The sequence below is a fragment of the Scandinavium sp. NPDC088450 genome (genome assembly GCF_044900545.1).
GTDB lineage: Bacteria > Pseudomonadota > Gammaproteobacteria > Enterobacterales > Enterobacteriaceae > Scandinavium.
Map to the genome: position 1 here is coordinate 189,131 of NZ_JBJDNI010000005.1, position 21,351 is coordinate 210,481.

Consider the following 21,351-nt stretch of genomic DNA (forward strand, 5'->3'; position numbering starts at 1 on the left):
AATAGTTATCAATAATATTATCAATAATTTTTAACGTGTAACAAAGAATTCCACAGCAAACACGGGGTTAACGTGATGCAAACGGCAGTAACAGGGAGTGATGAGTGGTGGAAAACCCTCCACGGGCCGCAGTGGCACAGGGAAGGTGACCAATGCCATGTCACGTTTTACTGGCGTGATCCTGCTGGAAAGGAAGAAACATCGCCGTACCAGCGGGTGTGGATTTACATCACCGGCGTCACCGATCACCACCAAAACGCCGTGCCGCAGACGCTGTCCCGTCTGCCAGGCACTGACGTCTGGCAGTGGCAAACCACGCTGCCCGCCAGCTGGCGTGGGAGTTACTGCTTCATTCCGGTGACAACTGAAAACGATTTTGATGCCTCTTTGTTTCTCACCGACAAGCCCGACCGCCCATTGCTGCGCGAAGGCTGGCGAAAGCTGCTGCCTCAGGCGATAGCCGATCCGCTGAATGTGCAAAGCTGGCGGGGCGGGCGAGGCCATGCGGTTTCAGCGCTTTCACTGCCTGATGCGCCTGTTCAGCCCGGCTGGGATTTACCCGACGTGCCGTACGCGCCGCCGGTCTGCATTCACTGGCGAAGCCCGCGACTGGGAAATTCGCGCAAAGTGTGGATTTACACCACGGGTGAAGCCGCAGAACGGCCAATGGCGCTGCTGCTTGATGGCCAGTTCTGGGCTGAAAGCATGCCTGTCTGGTCGCCGCTGGCCCGGTTGACCCGCGAAGGGCAGCTTCCGGCGGCGGTATATGTGCTGGTGGATGCCATCGACACGGCGCATCGCGGCGCAGAACTGCCCTGCAACACGGATTTCTGGCTGGCGCTTCAGCAGGAACTTCTCCCGCAAATTCAGCGTATCGCGCCTTTCTGTGAGCGTGCGCAACGTACTGTGGTCGCCGGGCAAAGCTTCGGTGGCTTAGCGGCAATGTTTGCCGGGCTGAACTGGCCGCAGCGGTTTGGCTGTGTACTAAGCCAGTCGGGCTCTTACTGGTGGCCGACACGCGGCGAAGGTCACGGCGGCGTTATCCTCGAAAAACTTTCTCGTGGTGAAGTTTCACCGCAAGGTTTGCGGATCTGGCTTGAGGCCGGGCGACGTGAACCGATTATCTTTCAGGCCAATCAGGCCCTCTTACACCAACTACAGCAAACACAGCAGCCGCTTTTCTGGCGTCAGGTTGACGGCGGACACGATGCGCTGTGCTGGCGAGGTGGACTCACGGCCGGGCTGATTGCGCTCTGGCAGCCACTCGTCACGGCATAAGCGCGCTTTACGACAGGAGTTTGGTATGCAAATCAGTAACCCTTTCGATGATGCGCAAGGGCAGTTCTATATTCTGCAAAATGCTCATCATCACTACAGCCTGTGGCCGCAGCACTGCGCATTGCCCGAAGGCTGGCTGGTCGTTTGTCAGCCGCAATCGGCACAGGCGTGCAATGCCTGGCTGGCCGAACGCTGGACAACCCTGAATCCTTCTTATTATTCCGGAGCCCGCCATGAGTGAACGTTTACCGCTGGTGGCGGCACAACCGGGGATCTGGATGGCGGAGCAGCTCTCCACGCTGCCCAATGCCTGGAGCGTGGCCCATTATGTTGAGCTGGAAGGCGACATCAACGGCGCGCTGTTCCAGCAGGCGATTGCAACCGGCCTGAATCAAACAGAGACCGTGCGGACGCGCTTTGCGCAAGAAAATGGCGAAGCCTGGCAGTGGCTGGATGATCAACCGTTCGCCACGCCAGCCCTGTTCGACCTGCGCGGTGAGGCCGATGCCTGTGCCACAGCAAAAGCGCAAATGCAGGCTGATTTAGCCCAAAACACGCGTGTGGATAGCGGAAACCCGCTGGTCTGCCATCAGCTTTATCAGGTCGCAGAAAACCGCTGGTACTGGTATCAGCGTTACCATCACTTGTTGGTCGATGGCTTCAGTTTTCCGGCCATCACCCGCCAGATTGTCCAGATTTATAAAGCGCTGCTGAGCGGCGAAACGCTTCCCGACTCTCCCTTCACGCCTTTCGCTGAAGTGGTGGAAGAGTATCAGCGATATCGCGAGAGCGAAGCATGGCTTCGCGATGGCGCTTTCTGGGCTGAACAGCGAAAAAACCTGCCATCACCGGCATCGCTTTCTTCTGCGCCGTTGCCTGGGCGCGCCCATTCCACTGCCATCTGGCGGTTGAAGCTGACAGCAAACAAGCAAGCATTCACACGATTAGTTACAACATACTCAAGCCCTCGTACCGATTTGGCGCTGGCACTGGCGGCACTGTGGCTCGGGCGTTTATGCGGGCGCAGTGACTATGCGGCAGGGTACATCTTCATGCGCCGCATGGGATCTGCGGCACTGACGGCAACCGGCCCGGTGCTGAATGTGTTGCCACTAGGCGTTGAAATTCGACCACACGAAACGCTACCTGAACTGGCTGAACGACTCGGCTCTCAACTGAAAAAAATGCGTCGTCATCAACGCTATGACGCCGAACAAATCGTCAGAGACAGTGGCAAAGCGGCTGGGGATGAACCGCTGTTTGGCCCGGTGTTTAACGTCAAAGTCTTCGACTATCAGCTTGATATTGATGGCGTAAATGCCACGACGCACACACTTGCCACCGGCCCGGTGAACGATCTCGAACTGGCCTTGTTCCCGGATGAGTCCGGTGGCTTGTCCGTCGAAATTCTGGCAAACCAGCAGCGTTACAACGAAGCCGAACTGCATACCCATGCCTCGCGTTTGCTGTCGATGCTGGAGCAGTTTGCTGCTAATCCTGAATTGCGCTGTGGCGAGGTGGAGCTGGTATCAGAGGCAGAATATCAACGTCTGGCGGGTATCAACGACACTGGCATGATGCTGCCAACGGAAACCCTCAGTTCGCTGGTGGCTGCACAAACAGAGAAAACCCCAGATGCTCCGGCGCTGGCGGATGCGCACTGGCAATTCAGCTATCGTGAAATGCGCCAACAGGTGCAGGCGCTGGCTGCGCTGTTGCGTGAACGTGGCGTCAAGCCAGGCGACAGTGTTGCGGTGGCCTTGCCTCGCTCTGTTTTCCTGACGCTGGCGCTGCATGGCATTGTTGAAGTAGGTGCAGCCTGGCTGCCGCTCGACACGGGTTATCCTGACGATCGTCTGCAAATGATGCTTGAGGATGCAAAGCCCTCGCTGCTCATCACCGCCGACGATCAATTGCATCGCTTCGCTGACATCGACACACTTTGCTATACCGCACCGTTGCCAGTGACAGATGACGTTCTGCCTACGCTTTCCCGACCGGAACAGACTGCCTACATTATCTTTACTTCCGGCTCCACCGGGCGGCCAAAGGGCGTGATGGTCGGGCAAACGGCCATCGTGAACCGCTTACTGTGGATGCAGGAAAGCTACCCGCTCAGCGCCGAAGATGTGGTGGCGCAGAAAACACCGTGCAGTTTTGACGTTTCGGTATGGGAATTCTGGTGGCCTTTTATTGCCGGAGCAAAACTGGTGATGGCGGAGCCGGACGCGCACCGTGATCCGCAGGCGTTGCAGCAATTCTTCGCAGAACATCGTGTCACCACGACTCACTTTGTACCTTCTATGCTGGCGGCTTTTGTGGCTTCGCTGGATGAAGACAATGTTCATAGCTGCAAATCACTGCGACGCGTATTTTGTAGCGGCGAAGCGCTGCCAACCGCTTTGTGTCGCGAATGGGAACAACTGACCGGGGCGCCACTGCATAACCTTTATGGCCCCACGGAAGCCGCCGTGGATGTGAGCTGGTATCCGGCATACGGGCCAGAACTTGCCGCGGTAACCGGCAATAGTGTGCCGATTGGTTTCCCTGTCTGGAATACCGGGCTGCGAATTCTGGACGGCATGATGCGCCCGGTACCGTTTGGCGTGGCGGGTGATCTCTATCTGACCGGCATCCAGTTAGCGCAGGGCTACATGGGCCGTCCCGATCTGACCGCCAGCCGCTTTATCGCCGATCCGTTTGCTCCCGGGGAGCGCATGTATCGCACCGGTGATGTTGCACGCTGGCTGGATAACGGCGCAGTGGAATATCTGGGCCGCAGTGACGATCAGCTTAAAATTCGCGGACAGCGTATCGAGCTGGGCGAAATCGAACGCGCTATACAGAGCCTCGATGACGTAGAGCAAGCCGTCGCTCACGCCTGCGTACTTAATCAGGCTGCCAGCGTGGGCGGCGATGCGCGTCAGCTTGTAGGTTATTTTGTCTCCGCTTCAGGGATTCCGCTGGATAGCGATAAGTTGCTTGAACAGCTGCGTGGAATGCTGCCTCCGCACATGGTGCCAGTGGCGCTTATACAGCTGTCATCCTTACCGTTAAGCGCCAATGGCAAACTGGATCGCAAAGCGCTGCCACTGCCGGAGTTGTCACAAAAAGCGCCAGGCAGGGCAGTGGAAACGCAAACAGAGCAAGCGGTAGCTCAAGCCTTCAGCGAATTGCTGGCCTGCGAGGTCAATGATGTGGAAGCTGATTTCTTTGCCCTCGGCGGACACTCACTGCTCGCCATGCGGCTGGCAGCCCAACTGAGTCGACGCTTTGAACGGCAGGTGACACCGGGTCAGGTGATGGTCGCTTCGACCGTGGGTAAACTCAGCCAACTGCTTGAATCCGCGAACGATGAGCAAAGCCAGCGTCTGGGCTATGAAGCAATTTTACCGCTTCGTGAAGGCACCGGGTCGACGCTGTGGTGCTTCCATCCGGCGTCCGGTTTCGCCTGGCAGTTCAGCGTGCTGGCGAGATGGCTGACGCCACGCTGGTCAATCACCGGCATTCAGTCGCCACGTCCGGAAGGGCCGATGGCGAGCGTAGAAAATCTGGATGCGCTGTGTGAACACCATCTTGCGACGCTACTGGAACAGCAGCCGCAAGGGCCGTATTACCTGTTCGGTTATTCCCTTGGCGGCACGTTAGCGCAGGGTATTGCAGCACGTTTACGTCAGCGTGGTGAAACCGTCGCCTTCCTCGGCCTGTTGGATACCTGGCCACCGGAAACACAGAACTGGTCAGAGAAGGAAGCAAACGGCCTGGACCCGGAAGTGCTCGCAGAAATTAACCGTGAGCGGGAAGCGTTCCTGGCCGCACAGCAAGGGCAAACTTCAGGCGAACTGTTCACCGCCATCGAAGGGAACTATGCGGATGCAGTACGGTTATTGACGACAGCGCACAGCGTACCGTTCGACGGCAAAGCGACGCTGTTCGTGGCGCAGAAAACACTAACGCCGGGCATGGATCCGTATAAAGCGTGGGCACCGTGGGTGGCCGAACTGGATGTGTTTAACCAGGATTGCGCGCACGTAGATATTATCTCGCCAAAGGCTTTTGAGCGGATTGGTCCGGTATTAAAGGAAATATTGGCTTAACCCTTCATCTTCAGGCAGGCCAGATTCTTTGGCCTGTCTTTCCTTCCGTCCTTTATTTTCTCTTTAAAAGTAAATACGCGATTATTTTATCGAGTTTATTGTATATGATGCCAAACCCGAGAGGGATAATGGTTTTTGTTAATATACATAAAGGGAATGTATGGATATTCAAAATAGTATTGGTGGCATTGATGAACATATTCCGCCGTATAAACTTTACAGCTGGGGCGGGGTCATTGTGGCCAGTCTCTTCGGCACTATCCTGGCCGGTGGGATATTAATGGGGATGAACTATCAAAGAATGGGTATGCAGAAAGAGGCGACAAAGACCTACTGGATAACGGTTCTGGTCACGATTGCTGGGATGACGGTGGGAACCTTGATGCCTGAATCGGTCTCTCCTACGACACTGTCTGTCCCCCTTTTATTAGGGATTTCGTACGCAGCGAAACAGCTTCAGGGACCCGCTATTTCTCAGCACATTGAAGCGCAAGGACAAATGGAATCTAACTGGAAAGCCTTTGGATTATCACTGCTGGTTGCCCTTGGATTATTAGCAGTTGGCATTACCATTGCCGCGATTATTAGCTGATATAAATGAAAGCTGGGCGCTTGCCAATAAAGCAGAGGGAAGCGTTCATGCAAACATAAATGTATATTCTTAGAGGTGCCATATGAACTCTGAGGAACTGGCCAATTACTCTGTTCATCTCCATTCAGGCAAGGCATGCCCCGCAGGCGCGAGGCATGTTTTAAAGAACGAAATTTCCGCTTACCAGCCGTAGCTCACGCCACCACCAACCACGAAGTTCTGCTGAGTGTCATCAGACACCGAAGCTTTCACCACAACGTGTTCAGTTGCGCGAGCTGAGAAACCAACCGCTAATGCGCTCTCGCTATCGGTCGTGCCCACGCCAGCCCCTACGCTGAAAGTCTGACCCTGAATCACCTGAGGAATGTTTGCCATCGCCGCCACGCCAGAAATTGCCGCAGAAGCACGCTGGCGGTTGTCATCCACTTCGTTTTTCAGCTTGCCAAAACTAGCGTTGTTATTGGCTTCCAGAGTTTGAATGCGCTGCTCATGGTTCGCTAATTCCTGGCTGTTTTCAGCAACACGGTGGTTGGTGGCTTTCAGCGCCTGCTGATTGGCTTGAGTATTGGCATAAGCCGCATCAGCGCGAGATTGGGCATAGGCACCCGTGTTTTTGTTTTGCTGCACGCCAACGGTCAGGGTGTTGATGGCAGTGGATTGCTGGTCGTCAAGCTGCTGGGTCTTCTGGAACGCTTTGCCAATATCCTGATCGATTTCATTCTGGCGATCTGTGCGGATATCAAGCTCATGCTGTATCTGATCGATCTGTTGATGTTTTTCGGCTGAATTACGGGCATTCACTTGCTCAGCGGTGCGAGCCTGATTTGCTTCAAGGCGAGACTGACCTTCAGCAGTATTCAGGGCGGTAACCTGCTCCGCAGTGCGAGCAATATTTGCTTTTACCTGGCCGAATTTCTGTTCCAGGATAGCGGCGTGCAGGGCAGTGGTCTGCTCAGCGGTGCGAGCCTGATTCGCTTCAAGGCGAGACTGACCTTCAGCAGCATTCAGGGCGGTAACCTGCTCGGCAGTACGAGCAATATTGGCTTTTACCTGACCAAATTTCTGATCCAGAATAGCGGCGTGCAGGGCAGTGGTCTGCTCAGCGGTACGAGCCTGATTCGCTTCGAGGCGAGACTGACCTTCAGCAGTATTCAGGGCGGTAACCTGCTCGGCAGTACGAGCAAGATTGGCTTTTACCTGACCAAATTTCTGCTCAAGGATAGCTTTGTGCAGGGCAGTGGTCTGCTCAGCGGTGCGAGCCTGATTCGCTTCGAGGCGAGACTGACCTTCAGCAGTATTCAGTGCGGTAACCTGCTCGGCAGTGCGAGCAATATTTGCTTTTACCTGGCCAAATTTCTGCTCAAGTACTTCCTGATTTGCTGGCTGAGTCGCTGGCGTTAAGGTGGTCAAAGGGATTTGATTCACCGGTGTTACAGGGGCATCCAACGGGGGGAAATCAACCAGAGACTGTCCATCCCAGTAGGTGTTGTGGCTAATATAATCACGAACTTGTTGCAGTGAGCCTGCCTGCCGTATTGTTGTCACTTTATCCGCTGGAATTCCTGAATTAGCCGCAAGGTAATTATTCAGAAGTTGTTGATCGGCAGCGGTCAATTCTGCATGCGCCATTCCAGAGACAGCACCCGCCATAATTGCTAATGCAATAAGTTTCATTTTCATATCTAATAAGCCTGTTAATTTGATGTCGAAATCACTTAACGTCGGAGCTCAGGTTTTCGCGAACCTAACACTCCATCCCCTACGCGACGGGTACTTGCCGGTATCCGTCGCGTTACTTTTTTGTCTGTACGACGTTCTTCAGACGAAATTTATCCTGTGCTTGTATTCGCACATTCTTTATTGCTTTTTATGGTGTTAGCTAAGACGTGCATAAGCACGGTTTATCATTATTATTGACGGTATTTAACGTATCTGACAGGCAGAAAAAACTGCTTTTTTGCAAGCGGATACACGCAATAACCTTCAACGGATAATAAACGCGGTGCATATTACCTCCTCATTTTAATTATTCAAAATTTGGAGGGAGTTATTTTTTTGTGAGATTTATCTTATTGTTTCTTATGTATTTAATTTGCTTTCAAAAGTTCTGCGTCACATGAGTAAATTTCATGTGTGAGGGGTTTTTACAGGATTGTTTTATTCTGTGATTGGTGATTGTTGAAATATTGTTTTAATCTTATTTATAAACTGTTTTTTAAAACCTTTGTGCTTTTTCTGCTAATTGTTTTTAGGGTGATAGAGTAATTTTATTAAACTATTTCATTGAAATTCTCTTTCACTTGAAAATTTCTTTACGCTGCAAACGAAACTGCATTGATAACGGCTGCAGTGTAATAAGTCAGTGAAGCGAAAAAATAGTAGCCTTAATCACCAGATAATGTGCTGGTCATACGTTGAGTGGATCTATTTTTCGATAATAGATAGTTTATTATGCTGCAACAGGATGTATTAGGCTTATTACTGTTCGCAGAATCCGCAGCTTAGCCGCCGGATCTCCCCAACGGCACCACCAACGGCGTGCCAGCTACCGGGTCGTCTATTATCATGCAGCGCATGCCATAGAGTCGTTCGATCAACTCTGCGGTCACGATGTCGCGCGGTGCGCCTTGCGCCACAATTTTGCCTTCACGCAGTGCAATCAGGTGTGTGGCGTAGCGGCAGGCCTGATTCAGATCGTGCAAGACCGCTGCAAGGGTGTAGCCCTTTTCACGATTTAACTCACTGAGCAGTTCCAGCAGGTCAATCTGATGGCTGATATCAAGCCAGGTGGTGGGCTCATCGAGCAGCATAATCGCCGTTTCCTGAGCCAGCACCATGGCTATCCACGCACGCTGGCGCTGCCCGCCGGAAAGTGTGTCCACGCTCTGATTCGCCAGTTCTACGACGCCAGTGGCTTGCATGGCCCGGTTAACGGCATCTTCATCTTCTTTTCGCCAACGGCTAAACAGGGGTTGATGCGGATAGCGTCCTCGGGCCACTAATTCCTGAACGGTGATATCGCCGGGCGTGGTGGCATTTTGCGCTAACAGGCCGATACGTCGCGCCACGTCTTTGCTGGCAAAGCGCTGGATCTGTTCGCCATCCAGCCAGACATGGCCTTGTTGCGGAGCCATCAGGCGGCTGAGTGTGCGCAGCAGAGTCGACTTCCCGCAGCCGTTGGGGCCGATTATCGCGGTGAAATGCCCGTCCGGGATCGCCACCGTTAAATCGTCGGCGATGACTTTTTTGCCATAACTGAGCGTTAGGTGCTCGCCGTGCAGTCGGGAGGAGAGGGCGGTCATTTTTTACGAGACTCCTGAATAAGCAGCACGATGAGATAGAGGCCGCCAAGGCTGACGGTCACCACGCCCACCGGAAGCTGGTAAGGCATAAACAGTTGTTGAGCGCAGTAATCGGCCAGTGCCAGCACGAATGCGCCACACAGGGCGGACTGAGTCAGCCCCCAGCGAGCGGTGCCGCTGAGCCTGCGAGCAATATGTGGCGCGACAAGGGCAATAAAGGAAATCGGGCCTGCCAGCGCCGTTGCTCCGGCGGTGAGTACCACCGCGACCAGCATCATCAACAGGCGAGAACGTTCGACTTGCACGCCAAGGGCGCAAGCGCTGTCATCGCCCATTTCCAGCAGGCGCAGGCGGCGTACTAACAGCGCCGCGCAAGCCAACATAATGAGTAACAGAGGCGCAGATGGCCAGGTTTTCGCCCACGTTATGCCATTGAGCGAACCTGCGTACCAGAGCCCGGCCGACACGGCGGTTTCCAGCGAGGCACGCAGCAGCAGCCAGGTGTTGAACGCCATCAGCATGGCCCGCACGCCGATACCAATAATGATCAGGCGAAACGTGTCTATGCCATCGCGCCACGCCAGCAGCCAGACGATCAGCGAAGTCACGATCCCACCGGCCATCGCAGCGAGCGCAATGGCGGTCAGATGTTGACCATACAACACCATCGCCACCAGCACGCCGCTCCACGCCCCGGTGTTGAAACCCATCACATCCGGGCTGCCAAGTGGGTTACGCATCAGCGACTGAAAAATGGCTCCGCTGACGCCCAGCGCTGCGCCAACCAGGAGCGCCATCAGCACGCGGGGCAAACGCCACTCGGTGACGACTAAGGTGACATTACGTGGCGCATCACCGAATAACGCCGAGAAGATTTGTGAGAACTCAAGGGTGACAACACCGCTGCGAAGGCTGAAAAGCGCGGTCATCAGGCTGGCAAGCACCAGTAAAAGGCAACTCAGGATTAGCCTGCGGGAAGGGGCAATCATGCTACACCTCCGCGAGGCTGGCGGCGTACCAGCCATATCAGCACTGGTGCGCCGATAAAGGCGCTTACGACAGAAACGCGTAATTCACCCGGCACCAGCAGGCGACCGAGAATATCCGCAAAAAGAAGCAGGGCAGGTGTGGCGAGCAGTGTGACGGGCAATGACCAGCGATGATCGGCTCCTACCAGCCAGCGCGCCATATGCGGCATCATCAGGCCGATAAAGGCTATTGGGCCGACCAATGCTGTCGCGCTGCCGCTCAAAAGTGTAATGGCGAGCAGGCCGAGCAGCTGCGTGCGTGCCACTTTATTGCCCAACGCGGTCGCTGTGTCTGCCCCCAGGCTCAGGCTGTTTAACGAACGGCTCAATCCTAACGCGAGTGCTGTGGCCAGCAACATGGGGAATACGGCGACCTTCAGGGTTTGCAGTGAACGAATATCGAGGGAACCCGCCTGCCAGAATCGAAGCTGATCGTAGACATCCGGGTTGAGCAGTGAAATCCCGGTCGATAACCCTTCCAGCACGGCGGCAAGCGCCACGCCCGCCAGTGTCAGGCGAACCGGGCTGAGCTGCCCGCCGCCCTGGCTGCCAGTGAAAGCCACCAACAGTGAAGCGACAAACGCGCCACAATAGGCGAGCAGTAATTGTTCCTGCGGGGAAGTCATGCCCAGCAACGCGGCACCCAGCACAATGGCGAAACTGGCTCCGGAATTGACGCCCAGAATACCCGGGTCGGCGAGCGGATTTCGGGTCAGCGTTTGCATCAAGGCGCCCGCCAGGCCAAGCGCGGCGCCAGCCAGCAACCCGGCCAGCGTTCGTGGCAGACGGGCATCGAGCACGATGGTGCAATCGGCGCTTTGACAGCTGCCGGAAAGGGCATCCACCACCACGTTCAACGGCAGAGATTTGGCACCAACCAGCAGGCTGAGGGCAACAGCAGTAGATAACAGTATCAGCAATCCGGGCACTGCGACGGTGCGCAGAGCGGCGGGGGAGAACGACATCGCCAGGTCCTTTGGTTGATAATGATAGTAATTATCGTTATCGATCTTATTCGTTTATGTTAGCATGTGCGGCCACGGAAATGGTACCGAAAGTTCGTTGAAGGCCCTGTGATGCAAAGACAATCCTGGCTGCTGAACATCAGCCTGCTGAAGACTCACCCGGCGTTTCGCGCCGTCTTTATTGCCCGTTTTATCTCCATTCTTTCTCTCGGCTTGCTCGGCGTTGCGGTGCCGGTGCAAATCCAGATGATGACCCATTCAACCTTGCAGGTCGGGCTGTCCGTTACCTTAACTGGCGGTGCGATGTTTATCGGCCTGATGCTGGGCGGGGTATTGGCCGATCGCTACGAGCGCAAAAAGTTGATCCTGCTGGCGCGCGGAACTTGCGGCATTGGCTTCTTAGGCCTGTGGCTGAATGCGTCGTTGCCAGACCCTTCGCTGCTGGCGATTTATTTGCTCGGCATTTGGGACGGGCTGTTTGCTTCCATCGGCGTGACAGCACTGCTGGCCGCCACGCCAGTCCTGGTCGGGCGGGAGAACCTGATGCAGGCCGGGGCTATTACCATGCTGACTGTCCGTTTGGGCTCAGTGATTTCTCCGATGGTCGGCGGGTTGCTGCTCGCCAGCGGAGGCTTCTCCTGGAACTATCTGTTGGCGGCGATTGGAACGTTTATCACCACTCTGACACTGCTGCGTTTACCTCAGTTACCGCCACCGCCGCAGCCTCGTGAGCATCCCCTTAAATCGTTAATGGCGGGTCTGAAGTTTCTCTTTAACAGCCCGCTAATTGGCGGCATAGCGCTGCTCGGCGGTTTGCTGACGATGGCGAGCGCGGTGCGCGTGCTTTATCCGGCGCTGGCGATGCAGTGGCAAATGTCAGCGGCGCAAATCGGCCTGCTTTACGCGGCAATCCCGTTGGGCGCTGCACTCGGGGCGCTCACCAGTGGACGACTCGCGCAGCACGTACGGCCTGGGATGTTGATGTTAACCACCACGGTGGCGGCATTTATCGCGATTGGCTTATTCAGCCTGATGCCCGTGTGGCTGCTGGGCGTAATTTGTCTGGCGCTGTTCGGCTGGCTGAGCGCCGTCAGTTCGCTGCTGCAATACACCCTTATTCAGACGCAAACGCCTGAAGCGATGCTCGGCAGAATAAACGGATTGTGGACGGCGCAAAACGTGACGGGCGATGCCATCGGCGCAGCACTGCTGGGCGGAATGGGCGCGATGTTAACGCCAGCCGCCGCAGCAAGCGCGAGTGGCTGGGCGCTGGCTGTGGTGGGGCTGTTACTGATTCTGCTGTTGCGGGAACTGCGTGGATTTCGGCGGGAAGATGAGCCAGTGGAAGAAGCCGCCTGATTGCCCGGCGGCGCTTCTGGACTGACCCCATAAAGTAGGCCGGGTCAGGCGAAAGCCGCCACCCGGCAAAACATCAGCCAAACAAAGCCTCAAGACGCTGCAATACCAGCATCGCGCTGTAGTAATCAAGACGGAATGTTTCGGTGCCGAGCGCATAAACATGCTTGTTCTGCACGGCTGTCAGGTGCGAGAGAAGCGGATTGGCATAAATCGCGTCGGCATCTTTTTGGTCGCCTGCAAACAGGAACAGCGATTGCCCGTTCAGACCGGTCGCCAGGTTTTCCCCGCCAAGCTGAAGGATGTCATGACGTTTGCCCTGGCTTTGGCTGGTGTGCAGCCCTTCAGGCAGCGGTGCCAGGCTGAAGCCGAGTTGTTCCAGAAGCTTGCCCTGTGCGGATTCCGGCGTCCACAGATTGGCGGTATGTGCCGCGGCGGTATACACCAGTGCGCTGACAGGCTGCGGCGGCAGTTTCATTTTTTGCTTCAGCGCGTTGAGCTTGCTGTCGAATGCGCTGATGCGTGCTGTGGCCTGTTTCTCCTGCCCGGTGATCGTGCCGAGCTGCGCCAGGAGTTGCTGCCAGCTCTTGTCGTCGTAATTGATGATAAGCGTTGGCGCGATGGCGGAGAGCTGATCGTAGAGCGCTAACGCGGAATCACCGCCAGTGGCGCTGATGAGGATCAGATCCGGCATTTGAGCGGCAACCGCTTCAGCGCTGGGTTCTCCAATGTACAGGCGTGCGAGTTTGCGCTGTTTGGCGACATCCCCCCATTGGCGCAGAAAACCCTGGTCATCCGCGACGCGATTATTTGGGGTTGTCGCGCCACTTGCTACCACGGGCGCATCAATGGCGAGAAGTGAACCGGTAAGGGTGACACTGGTGGAAACAATCCGCAGCGGCTTGCTGTCGAGCGTATGTGTCCCGCGGCTGTCAGTGACCTGACGAGGCCAGTCGGCGGCCAGCGTTGAGGTTAATCCTAAAAGCGAAAGACTGAGAAACAACAGGGCATTACGGAAAAAAGCGGGGGATTTCACGAGGTCAGTATCCTGTTTTGTTGACATTAATGCTTCTCATTTTCACTTGAGGGGCGCGCAGATGCAAGCAGGATGATGCTGCGGAAGTTGACAGTACGAGCGTTTACTTTTACCTTACCGAACCAAAATATAAATGATAATCATTATTAATATCTTTATCGTTTTGGAGGATGATATGGAAACGTCACTGGCTGAGGCCGTTCAGGAAGTCGCACCAACACTGTCTCCCGACAGCTTCTTTTTTATGTCGCCGTACCGCAGTTTTACGACACGCGGCTGTTTTCGCCGAATTTCTCAGCCCGTGGAAGGGGGCGAAAAGTTGGCTGGCGAATTCCAGACCAGCATCGCTCAAGCCTTTGCTGACGCCAAAGCGGCAGGCATCGACAAACCGTTGCTGGTCGGGGCCATTCCCTTCGACACGACACAACCTTCCGCGCTGTTTATCCCCAAAAGCAGCGAAGCGTTTTCCCGCACGGACAAACAACACTCCGCACCTTTCGCCGCGACGCTGAAACCCATGCAGGTAACAGCCCGCAAGGAGATCCCCGAGCAGGATGTGTTTATGTCGATGGTGGCGAAAGCTGCAGAGCTCACCGCGACGCCGAAAGTGGACAAGATTGTCCTGTCGCGTCTGATTGAAATGACCACCGATACTGCCGTGGATACCGGAGCCTTGCTGGAACGTCTGATCGCTCAGAACCCGGCGAGCTTCAATTTCCATGTGCCCCTGGCAGACGGCGGTGTGTTACTCGGCGCAAGCCCGGAATTGCTGTTACGCAAAGAGGGCAAGCATTTCAGCTCTCTGCCGCTGGCAGGTTCTGCGCGCCGCCAGCCGGATAATGTGCTGGATCGCGAAGCGGGTAACCGTCTGCTGGCGTCTGAAAAAGATCGCCATGAGCACGATCTCGTCACTCAGGCGATGAAAAAAGTGCTGGCTCCACGCAGCGAAAAACTCTCACTGCCGTCATCCCCGCAACTGATTACCACCCCAACACTCTGGCACCTCGCCACGCCCATCGAAGGCGAAGCGAAAGCGCAGGAAAACGCGCTGTCGTTGGCTTGTCTGCTGCATCCAACTCCTGCCTTAAGCGGCTTCCCCCATGATGTGGCTAAAGCGCTGATTGCCGAGCTTGAACCTTTCGAACGCGAGCTGTTCGGCGGCATTGTTGGCTGGTGCGATGCGGAAGGAAACGGCGAATGGGTGGTGACGATCCGCTGCGCCAAAGTCCGTCAAAATCATCTTCGTCTGTTTGCGGGCGCGGGCATCGTGCCTGCCTCTTCGCCGCTCGGTGAGTGGCGTGAAACGGGCGTGAAGTTAACCACCATGCTGAATGTGTTTGGCCTGAATTAAGGAGTGATCATGAGCGTTGCGTTTACTCGCTGGCCAGACGACCTGGCGGCTCGCTACCGTGCAAAAGGCTACTGGCAGGATTTGCCGCTGACCGACATGTTGACCCGTCATGCTCATAGCGATGCGCTGGCGGTGATTGAGGGAGAGCGCCGTGTCACTTACAGGGAGCTCAACACTCAGATTGATAATCTGACGTCGTCATTGCAGCGTCTGGGTCTGAAACCGGGCGAAACTGCGCTGGTGCATTTGGGCAACGTAACGGAGTTTTACATCACGTTATTTGCACTGCTGCGTATTGGTGTGGCACCGGTCAACGCGCTGTTCAGCCATCAGCGCAGCGAGCTGCATGCTTACGCCGCGCAGATTGAGCCTGCCCTTCTGATTGCCGATCGTGAACACGCGCTGTTTGCCAATGATGAGTTTCTGAACTCGTTTGTGAGTGAGCATCGCTCGGTGCGGGCGGTGCTTCTGCGTAACGATCATGGCGAGCACGACCTGGCGGCCGCTATCGCCCAACCGGCCGATAATTTTTTGCCCACGCCGACCAGGGCCGATGAGGTTGCCTTTTTCCAGTTGTCCGGCGGCAGCACGGGCACGCCAAAACTCATTCCTCGCACCCACAACGATTATTACTACAGCATTCGCCGTAGCAATGAAATTTGTGAGTTCGATGCCCACACGCGTTATTTGTGCGCCTTGCCTGCGGCCCATAACTACGCCATGAGCTCGCCTGGCGCGCTGGGTGTTTTCCTCGCTGAAGGTTGCGTCGTGCTGGCGGCCGATCCCAGTGCGACGCTCTGCTTCCCGCTGATTGAACAACACCAGATTAACGTGGCGGCGCTGGTTCCGCCTGCCGTGAGCCTGTGGCTCCAGGAAATTCAGGCCACCGGCAGCAATGCGCAACTTGCTTCCCTGAAACTGTTGCAAGTGGGGGGCGCTCGCCTGTCCGCGACGCTCGCCGCGCGCATTCCTGCAGAAGTGGGCTGCCAGTTGCAGCAAGTTTTCGGCATGGCGGAAGGGCTGGTGAATTACACCCGTCTGGACGATTCGCCGGAACGCATCATCCACACCCAGGGCTGCCCGATGTCGCCTGACGACGAAGTGTGGGTGGCTGATGCCAACGGAAATCCTTTGCCGCAGGGCGAAGTGGGGCGGCTGATGACGCGTGGCCCTTACACCTTCAGAGGCTACTACAAAAGCCCTGAGCACAACGCCAGTGCCTTTGATGCCAACGGGTTTTACTGTTCCGGCGATCTGATTTCCATCGATGCAGACGGTTACATCACCGTTCAGGGGCGCGAGAAAGATCAGATTAACCGTGGTGGAGAGAAGATTGCCGCAGAAGAGATTGAAAACCTGATGCTGCGCCATCCGGCTGTTATTCATGCCGCGCTGGTGAGCATGGAAGACAACCTGCTGGGCGAGAAAAGCTGCGCGTATCTGGTGGTTCGCGAACCGCTGAAAGCCGTGGCGGTGCGTCGCTTCCTGCGCGAGCAGGGCGTTGCGGAATTTAAGCTGCCGGATCGCGTGGAGTGCGTTGCCGCACTGCCGCTGACGCCGGTAGGGAAAGTCGATAAAAAACAATTACGTCAGTGGCTGGCTGAACGCGCCCTGGCCTGAAGGAGAAGAGTATGGCAATTCCAAAACTGCAGGCCTATGCACTGCCAACCGCCGCCGATATGCCGGTCAATAAAGTGGACTGGGCGTTTGAGCCTGAGCGCGCAGCGCTGTTGATCCACGACATGCAGGAATACTTCCTCAACTTCTGGGGTGAAAACAGCGAAATGATGGAAACCGTGGTGGCGAACATTAAAGCCCTGCGCGATTTCGCCAAAAAGCACAACATCCCGGTTTACTACACCGCGCAGCCAAAAGAGCAGAACGATGAAGATCGCGCGTTGCTCAATGACATGTGGGGTCCGGGGCTGACTCGTTCGCCAGAACAGCAGCGCGTGATTGCCGCGCTTGCCCCGGATGAAGCCGATACCGTGCTGGTGAAATGGCGTTACAGCGCGTTTCATCGCTCGCCGCTGGAACACCTGCTGAAGGAAACCGGACGCAATCAGCTGATCATCACCGGAGTGTATGCGCACATTGGCTGCATGACCACCGCGACAGATGCGTTCATGCGTGACATCAAACCGTTCTTTGTCGCAGATGCGCTGGCGGATTTCAGCCGCGAAGAACATCTGATGTCCCTGAAGTATGTAGCCGGACGTTCAGGCCGGGTGGTTATGAGCGAAGAACTGCTGCCGTTACCGGTTTCGAAAGCTGCGCTGCGGGCGATGGTTTTGCCACTGCTGGATGAGTCCGACGAGCCGATGGATGATGAAAACCTGATTGATTACGGTCTGGATTCGGTACGCATGATGGCGCTGGCGGCACGCTGGCGTAAGGTGCATGGCGATATCGATTTCGTGATGCTGGCGAAAAATCCAACCCTGGATGCCTGGTGGGCGCTGCTTTCCCGTGAGGTGAAATAATGGCGGGCTGGGATTTTCAGGGCAAAACAGTTTGGGTCACCGGAGCCGGGAAAGGGATCGGCTATGCGACCGCGCTGGCCTTTGCTGAAGCCGGGGCGAACGTGACCGGTTTCGATATTGCCTTTGGCGAAGACGTTTATCCGTTTGCGACTGAAGTGCTCGATGTGGCAAATGCCGAACAGGTTCAACAGGTGTGTGCTCGCGTGTTAAACGACGTGCAGCGCCTGGATGTTCTGGTCAACGCGGCGGGGATATTGCGAATGGGCGCAACGGATCAGCTCAGCCTTGAAGACTGGCAGCAGACGTTCTCGGTGAATGTGGGCGGTGCGTTTCATCTGTTTCGCGCCACGATGTCTCAGTTTCGCCGTCAGCAGGGGGGAGCGATCGTCACGGTAGCGTCCGATGCTGCGCACACGCCGCGAATGGGAATGAGCGCTTATGGCGCATCAAAAGCGGCGCTGAAAAGCCTGGCGCAAACCGTCGGGCTTGAGCTGGCTTCCAGTGGGGTGCGCTGCAATATTGTCTCGCCGGGGTCGACGGACACAGATATGCAGCGAACGCTGTGGGTGAACGAAGATGCAGAACAGCAGCGCATTCGTGGCTTTGGCGAGCAGTTCAAATTGGGCATTCCGCTGGGCAAAATCGCCCGTCCGCAGGAGATTGCCAACACCATCCTGTTCCTCGCTTCGGATAACGCCAGCCACATCACGCTGCAAGATATCGTGGTGGACGGCGGGTCGACACTGGGGGCGTGATGATTTGGGTTCGACATTTAACGCTTGAGCAGCTCAACGCCACCAGCGCCAATACGATGGTCGCGCATTTAGGGATTGTCTACACCCGCTTAGGGGACAACACCCTTGAAGCAGACATGCCAGTGGATGGCCGAACGCATCAGCCGTTTGGCCTGCTGCACGGTGGTGCGTCTGCGGCGCTAGCCGAAACGCTGGGGTCAATGGCGGGTTACCTGATGACGCGCGAAGGGCAATGTGTTGTGGGCACGGAACTCAATGCGACTCATCATCGGGCCGTTTCTCAAGGCAAAGTGCGTGCGGTCTGCCAGCCGCTGCATTTGGGTAAACAAACCCAGAGCTGGGAGATTGTGGTGTTTGATGAGCAAGGACGACGGTGCTGTACGTGTCGTTTGAGTACGAGGGTGATGGGGTAGCTCGGGCGGCCCCTCACCCCGACCCTCTCCCCAAAGGGGCGAGGGAGAAAACCGCACAGTCTGGTTCCCTCTCCCCTTTGGGGAGAGGGCTAGGGTGAGGGGAAATTAAAGCATCGACACCACCCGACGAAGCAGGCGAATTCGTGGCTCAATCGAAGCAATATCCAGCCATTCTGCCGGGCTGTGGAAGCCTGCTCCTACCGGGCCCAAACCGTCCAGCGTTGGAATGCCTAGCGCTGCTGTGTGGTTAGCATCACTGCCGCCACCCACTGCTTGCCAGGTGACTTTAACGCCTTCTTCCTGGCCAGCCAGTTCTACCAGGCGCATCAGCAACTGAGTTTCTTCGCTCGCGGCCATCGCGGGTTTATGGTTCGCCCGTGTCAGGCTGGTGGAAACTCCCTCCAGGAACCCTTTTTCGCACAACGTCGTTAACGCTTGATGCACGCGATCGTACTCGTCGTTTTCCCAGAATCGAACGTCCAGTTCTGCGCTGAGTGCGGCTGGCACTACGTTCGCTGCACTTCCACCCTGAACCACGCCGACGTTCAGCGTGGTGCCACGGTCGGTGTTAGACAGTGCATTGATTGCCAATACGCTGTTCGCAAAAGCGGTGATGGCGGAACGGCCTTTCTCCGGCTCATTCCCTGCATGCGCGGCGACACCTGCGAAAGTGAGCTTATAGCCCGCCATCCCCTTACGTGCTTTGACCAGTGAGCCATCTGCGCGAGCGGCCTCACAGACCAGAACACAGCGGGCGCGTTTAGCGAGCTTGCCGATCCACTCATGCGAATGCACGCTGCCCGTTTCTTCATCAGGATTCATCGCCACGGCGATAGACAGGCGTGCAAGATGTTCTGCCGGAAGCGTACGCATGGCCCACAGGATATTCAGCAATCCGCTTTTCATGTCGGAAACACCCGGCCCATACAAGCGTTCTTCATCGCGGCTCATTGGGCGCTCAGCCACAGTGCCCGCTGGGAAAACAGTATCCAGATGGCCGACTAACAAGACGTCAAATTCTGTTGCCTTCGGTTTGTTGCAGACAAATACGCCCGGCCCAACGGCTGAACCTAAATCGACTTGCTCTGTGTGCCAGCCTTCTTGCTGCCAGAGGGTTTGCATTATGGCGGCCACTTTCGCCACGCCTTCGTGGGTCTGCGTTCCGCAGTCAACATCCACCAACGTGCGTAATTCTTCGATGTATTTTTCCAGTTCCATGGTCAGTCCTTGTTTAGATAATGACGCGCATCAGCAGCATGGCTAAGAAGGCGTTGATGACGGAGATTGCAATCATCAGCGGAATACGTTTGGCACGGGTGCCGATAACGCCAAGAATGCGGCCCAGATACTGCACCTGAGAGCCCATCAGGTAGATGGCTGGCGCAAGAATCGCTAAATGTTCCCCCGTCAGAATGCCTTTATCGAACAGGCCGATAGCGACCCCAATAGCGCCGCCCATCGACATCCAGCCGCCGATAAGCACCGCTGCCGCTTCACCCGGCAGGCCGAACAAGCCCATCAGTGGCGCGAATACAATGCCCAGGCCTTTCAGTGCTCCGGTGATTTCCAGCGCTTTGATGATAATGAACGCCATGACCACATTTGGCAGGGTGCTGGTGGTGGCGATATTCCAGCCCTTGCGGGCACCTTCGACAAAGACGTCGGTAATTACGGGATTCGAGGTTGGGGCACTCATGAGGCTTCTCCCTGTGCGGTTGTAGAGGCAGTCGCTTTTTTCTCGCTGATGCTGAGGATCAACCTCATCAGGTTGGCACCGACAATTTTCATCATGAACATCACGGCGATGCAGGCCCCGATGGAAGTTGGCACCGCGGTTGTGCCATCCACCGCCATGAGGGTGAACAGAATGGCACCTGAGGAGAAAAAGTTAGTGATCATCGCGCCGGCCGAGAACTGAAACATGGCGAAGATATCTTTCTCTTTTTCGCTGATCTGGCCTTCATCTGCCAGATTTCGCGTTAGCGAGGCACCGACATCCGTACTTTGCAGGCTGCCTATCAGCGCCAGCCCGGTCGTTCCCGGAATGCCCATCAGCGGGCGTAACAGCGGGGTCAGAAGGCGACGAGCGGCACGTAAAGCGCCGTAATGCTCAAGCACGTTAATCATGCCAAGGGCGAACATCACGGCGGGGATCAGCCCCAGTGCAAACAGAAAGCCGTCCATTGCCCCGTGGCCGCCATGGCCGCGAAAAGCGGAGGTCGTGGTGGTGATTGTCTCGCCTTGTTGGTTGACGCTGCTCACGACTTTGCCGAAAGCACCGTTGAGGGTGGTGAAATCAAAAACGCCGTACCATTCCTTGCCGCCGAGCAAGCCTGAAAAAAAGACAGCGGCAAAGGCCAACGCGAAGTACGCGCCGGGGCCCACTCTGTTTTCCTGCAGTTGTGTACTCATTTCCATTTCCTTGTAGGTGGCTGTTTCGCCAATTCATTCTGCGTACTGCGGCAGGAAAAATAATGATGCAAATCATTTTGTAACGTGAGGAAATTAATTAAGAATCAAAAGTGTGACGCAGAAAACGAATGGGTTCTGAGGCGGGCTTTGAACGAAAAGTGATCGGCTTAACAATGTATTGTAAATACCTGGTGAGATGTCGGTTTTCCTTGGTTGTCAGGTTGTTAAATCCAAGGGCGGTGTTATAGATACAAAATGTAACATCTTCCCCCTACACTGACGG

The 21,351-nt window shown here is 55.8% G+C and carries 18 protein-coding genes; 10 read left to right on the top strand and 8 right to left on the bottom strand.

Annotated elements, in window-relative coordinates; genetic code table 11:
- Positions 1-75: 75 nt before the first annotated feature.
- The 4 genes from fes (at position 76) to ACI2I2_RS07040 (ending at position 5,967) form a co-directional block, all read left to right on the top strand.
- A complete protein-coding gene (fes, locus tag ACI2I2_RS07025; RefSeq protein ID WP_404657258.1) occupies positions 76-1,278 on the top strand; it encodes an enterochelin esterase in 1,203 nt (400 codons plus the stop codon).
- A gap of 25 nt (positions 1,279-1,303) precedes the next feature.
- Positions 1,304-1,519: an MbtH family protein gene (locus ACI2I2_RS07030; protein ID WP_404657259.1), complete on the top strand. Its 216-nt coding sequence runs from the start codon at positions 1,304-1,306 to the stop codon at positions 1,517-1,519.
- Positions 1,512-5,375 (top strand): enterobactin non-ribosomal peptide synthetase EntF, encoded by a 3,864-nt coding sequence (entF, locus tag ACI2I2_RS07035; RefSeq protein ID WP_404657260.1) that lies wholly within the window; start codon positions 1,512-1,514, stop codon positions 5,373-5,375. The genes ACI2I2_RS07030 and entF overlap by 8 nt, the downstream gene beginning before the upstream one ends.
- Positions 5,376-5,535: 160 nt before the next feature.
- Complete coding sequence (locus tag ACI2I2_RS07040) at positions 5,536-5,967, top strand: hypothetical protein (protein WP_404657261.1); 432 nt, start codon at positions 5,536-5,538, stop codon at positions 5,965-5,967.
- Positions 5,968-6,147: 180 nt separating this feature from the next.
- Here ACI2I2_RS07040 and ACI2I2_RS07045 read toward each other — a convergent pair whose 3' ends face one another.
- The 4 genes from ACI2I2_RS07045 to fepD all read right to left on the bottom strand — a co-directional run bounded on the left by ACI2I2_RS07045 (position 6,148) and on the right by fepD (position 11,262).
- Positions 6,148-7,647, bottom strand: coding sequence for a YadA-like family protein (locus ACI2I2_RS07045; RefSeq protein ID WP_404657262.1), 1,500 nt, complete (start codon positions 7,645-7,647; stop codon positions 6,148-6,150).
- A gap of 821 nt (positions 7,648-8,468) precedes the next feature.
- Complete coding sequence (fepC, locus tag ACI2I2_RS07050; protein WP_404657264.1) at positions 8,469-9,269, bottom strand: iron-enterobactin ABC transporter ATP-binding protein; 801 nt, start codon at positions 9,267-9,269, stop codon at positions 8,469-8,471.
- Positions 9,266-10,258 carry an iron-enterobactin ABC transporter permease gene (gene fepG / locus ACI2I2_RS07055; protein ID WP_404657265.1) on the bottom strand — a complete coding sequence of 331 codons (993 nt, stop codon included), beginning with the start codon at positions 10,256-10,258 and terminating at the stop codon, positions 9,266-9,268. The genes fepC and fepG overlap by 4 nt, the downstream gene beginning before the upstream one ends.
- Positions 10,255-11,262: a Fe(3+)-siderophore ABC transporter permease gene (gene fepD, locus ACI2I2_RS07060; RefSeq protein WP_404657266.1), complete on the bottom strand. Its 1,008-nt coding sequence runs from the start codon at positions 11,260-11,262 to the stop codon at positions 10,255-10,257. The genes fepG and fepD overlap by 4 nt, the downstream gene beginning before the upstream one ends.
- Positions 11,263-11,373: 111 nt before the next feature.
- On the opposite strand from fepD, the gene entS reads away from it, so the two are divergent.
- Positions 11,374-12,621 carry an enterobactin transporter EntS gene (entS, locus tag ACI2I2_RS07065; protein ID WP_404657267.1) on the top strand — a complete coding sequence of 416 codons (1,248 nt, stop codon included), beginning with the start codon at positions 11,374-11,376 and terminating at the stop codon, positions 12,619-12,621.
- A 73-nt stretch (positions 12,622-12,694) separates the two neighbouring features.
- Here the strand turns inward: entS and fepB are convergent, their stop codons facing one another.
- Positions 12,695-13,681, bottom strand: a complete 987-nt coding sequence (fepB, locus tag ACI2I2_RS07070) for a Fe2+-enterobactin ABC transporter substrate-binding protein (protein WP_404657268.1) — start codon at positions 13,679-13,681, stop codon at positions 12,695-12,697.
- A 148-nt stretch (positions 13,682-13,829) separates the two neighbouring features.
- Between fepB and entC the strand changes: the two genes are divergently transcribed.
- Genes entC through entH form a run of 5 tightly spaced genes read left to right on the top strand, consistent with a single transcriptional unit; the run spans position 13,830 to position 18,656 of the window.
- Entirely contained in the window at positions 13,830-15,005 is a 1,176-nt protein-coding gene (gene entC, locus ACI2I2_RS07075; protein ID WP_404657269.1) for an isochorismate synthase EntC, read from the top strand.
- A 9-nt stretch (positions 15,006-15,014) separates the two neighbouring features.
- Complete coding sequence (gene entE, locus ACI2I2_RS07080) at positions 15,015-16,625, top strand: (2,3-dihydroxybenzoyl)adenylate synthase EntE (RefSeq protein WP_404657270.1); 1,611 nt, start codon at positions 15,015-15,017, stop codon at positions 16,623-16,625.
- Positions 16,626-16,636: 11 nt separating this feature from the next.
- Entirely contained in the window at positions 16,637-17,488 is an 852-nt protein-coding gene (locus tag ACI2I2_RS07085; protein ID WP_404657271.1) for an isochorismatase family protein, read from the top strand.
- Positions 17,488-18,243 (top strand): 2,3-dihydro-2,3-dihydroxybenzoate dehydrogenase EntA, encoded by a 756-nt coding sequence (gene entA, locus ACI2I2_RS07090; RefSeq protein WP_404657272.1) that lies wholly within the window; start codon positions 17,488-17,490, stop codon positions 18,241-18,243. Before ACI2I2_RS07085 ends, entA begins: the two co-directional genes overlap by 1 nt.
- A complete protein-coding gene (entH, locus tag ACI2I2_RS07095) occupies positions 18,243-18,656 on the top strand; it encodes a proofreading thioesterase EntH (RefSeq protein ID WP_330984535.1) in 414 nt (137 codons plus the stop codon). Before entA ends, entH begins: the two co-directional genes overlap by 1 nt.
- A 105-nt stretch (positions 18,657-18,761) precedes the next feature.
- Here entH and ACI2I2_RS07100 read toward each other — a convergent pair whose 3' ends face one another.
- Genes ACI2I2_RS07100 through ACI2I2_RS07110 form a run of 3 tightly spaced genes read right to left on the bottom strand, consistent with a single transcriptional unit; the run spans position 18,762 to position 21,068 of the window.
- Entirely contained in the window at positions 18,762-19,874 is a 1,113-nt protein-coding gene (locus ACI2I2_RS07100) for a M20 family metallopeptidase (protein ID WP_404657273.1), read from the bottom strand.
- A 13-nt stretch (positions 19,875-19,887) separates the two neighbouring features.
- A complete protein-coding gene (locus tag ACI2I2_RS07105; RefSeq protein WP_330984533.1) occupies positions 19,888-20,352 on the bottom strand; it encodes a YjiG family protein in 465 nt (154 codons plus the stop codon).
- Complete coding sequence (locus ACI2I2_RS07110; RefSeq protein ID WP_404657274.1) at positions 20,349-21,068, bottom strand: nucleoside recognition domain-containing protein; 720 nt, start codon at positions 21,066-21,068, stop codon at positions 20,349-20,351. Before ACI2I2_RS07110 ends, ACI2I2_RS07105 begins: the two co-directional genes overlap by 4 nt.
- Positions 21,069-21,351: the final 283 nt, after the last annotated feature.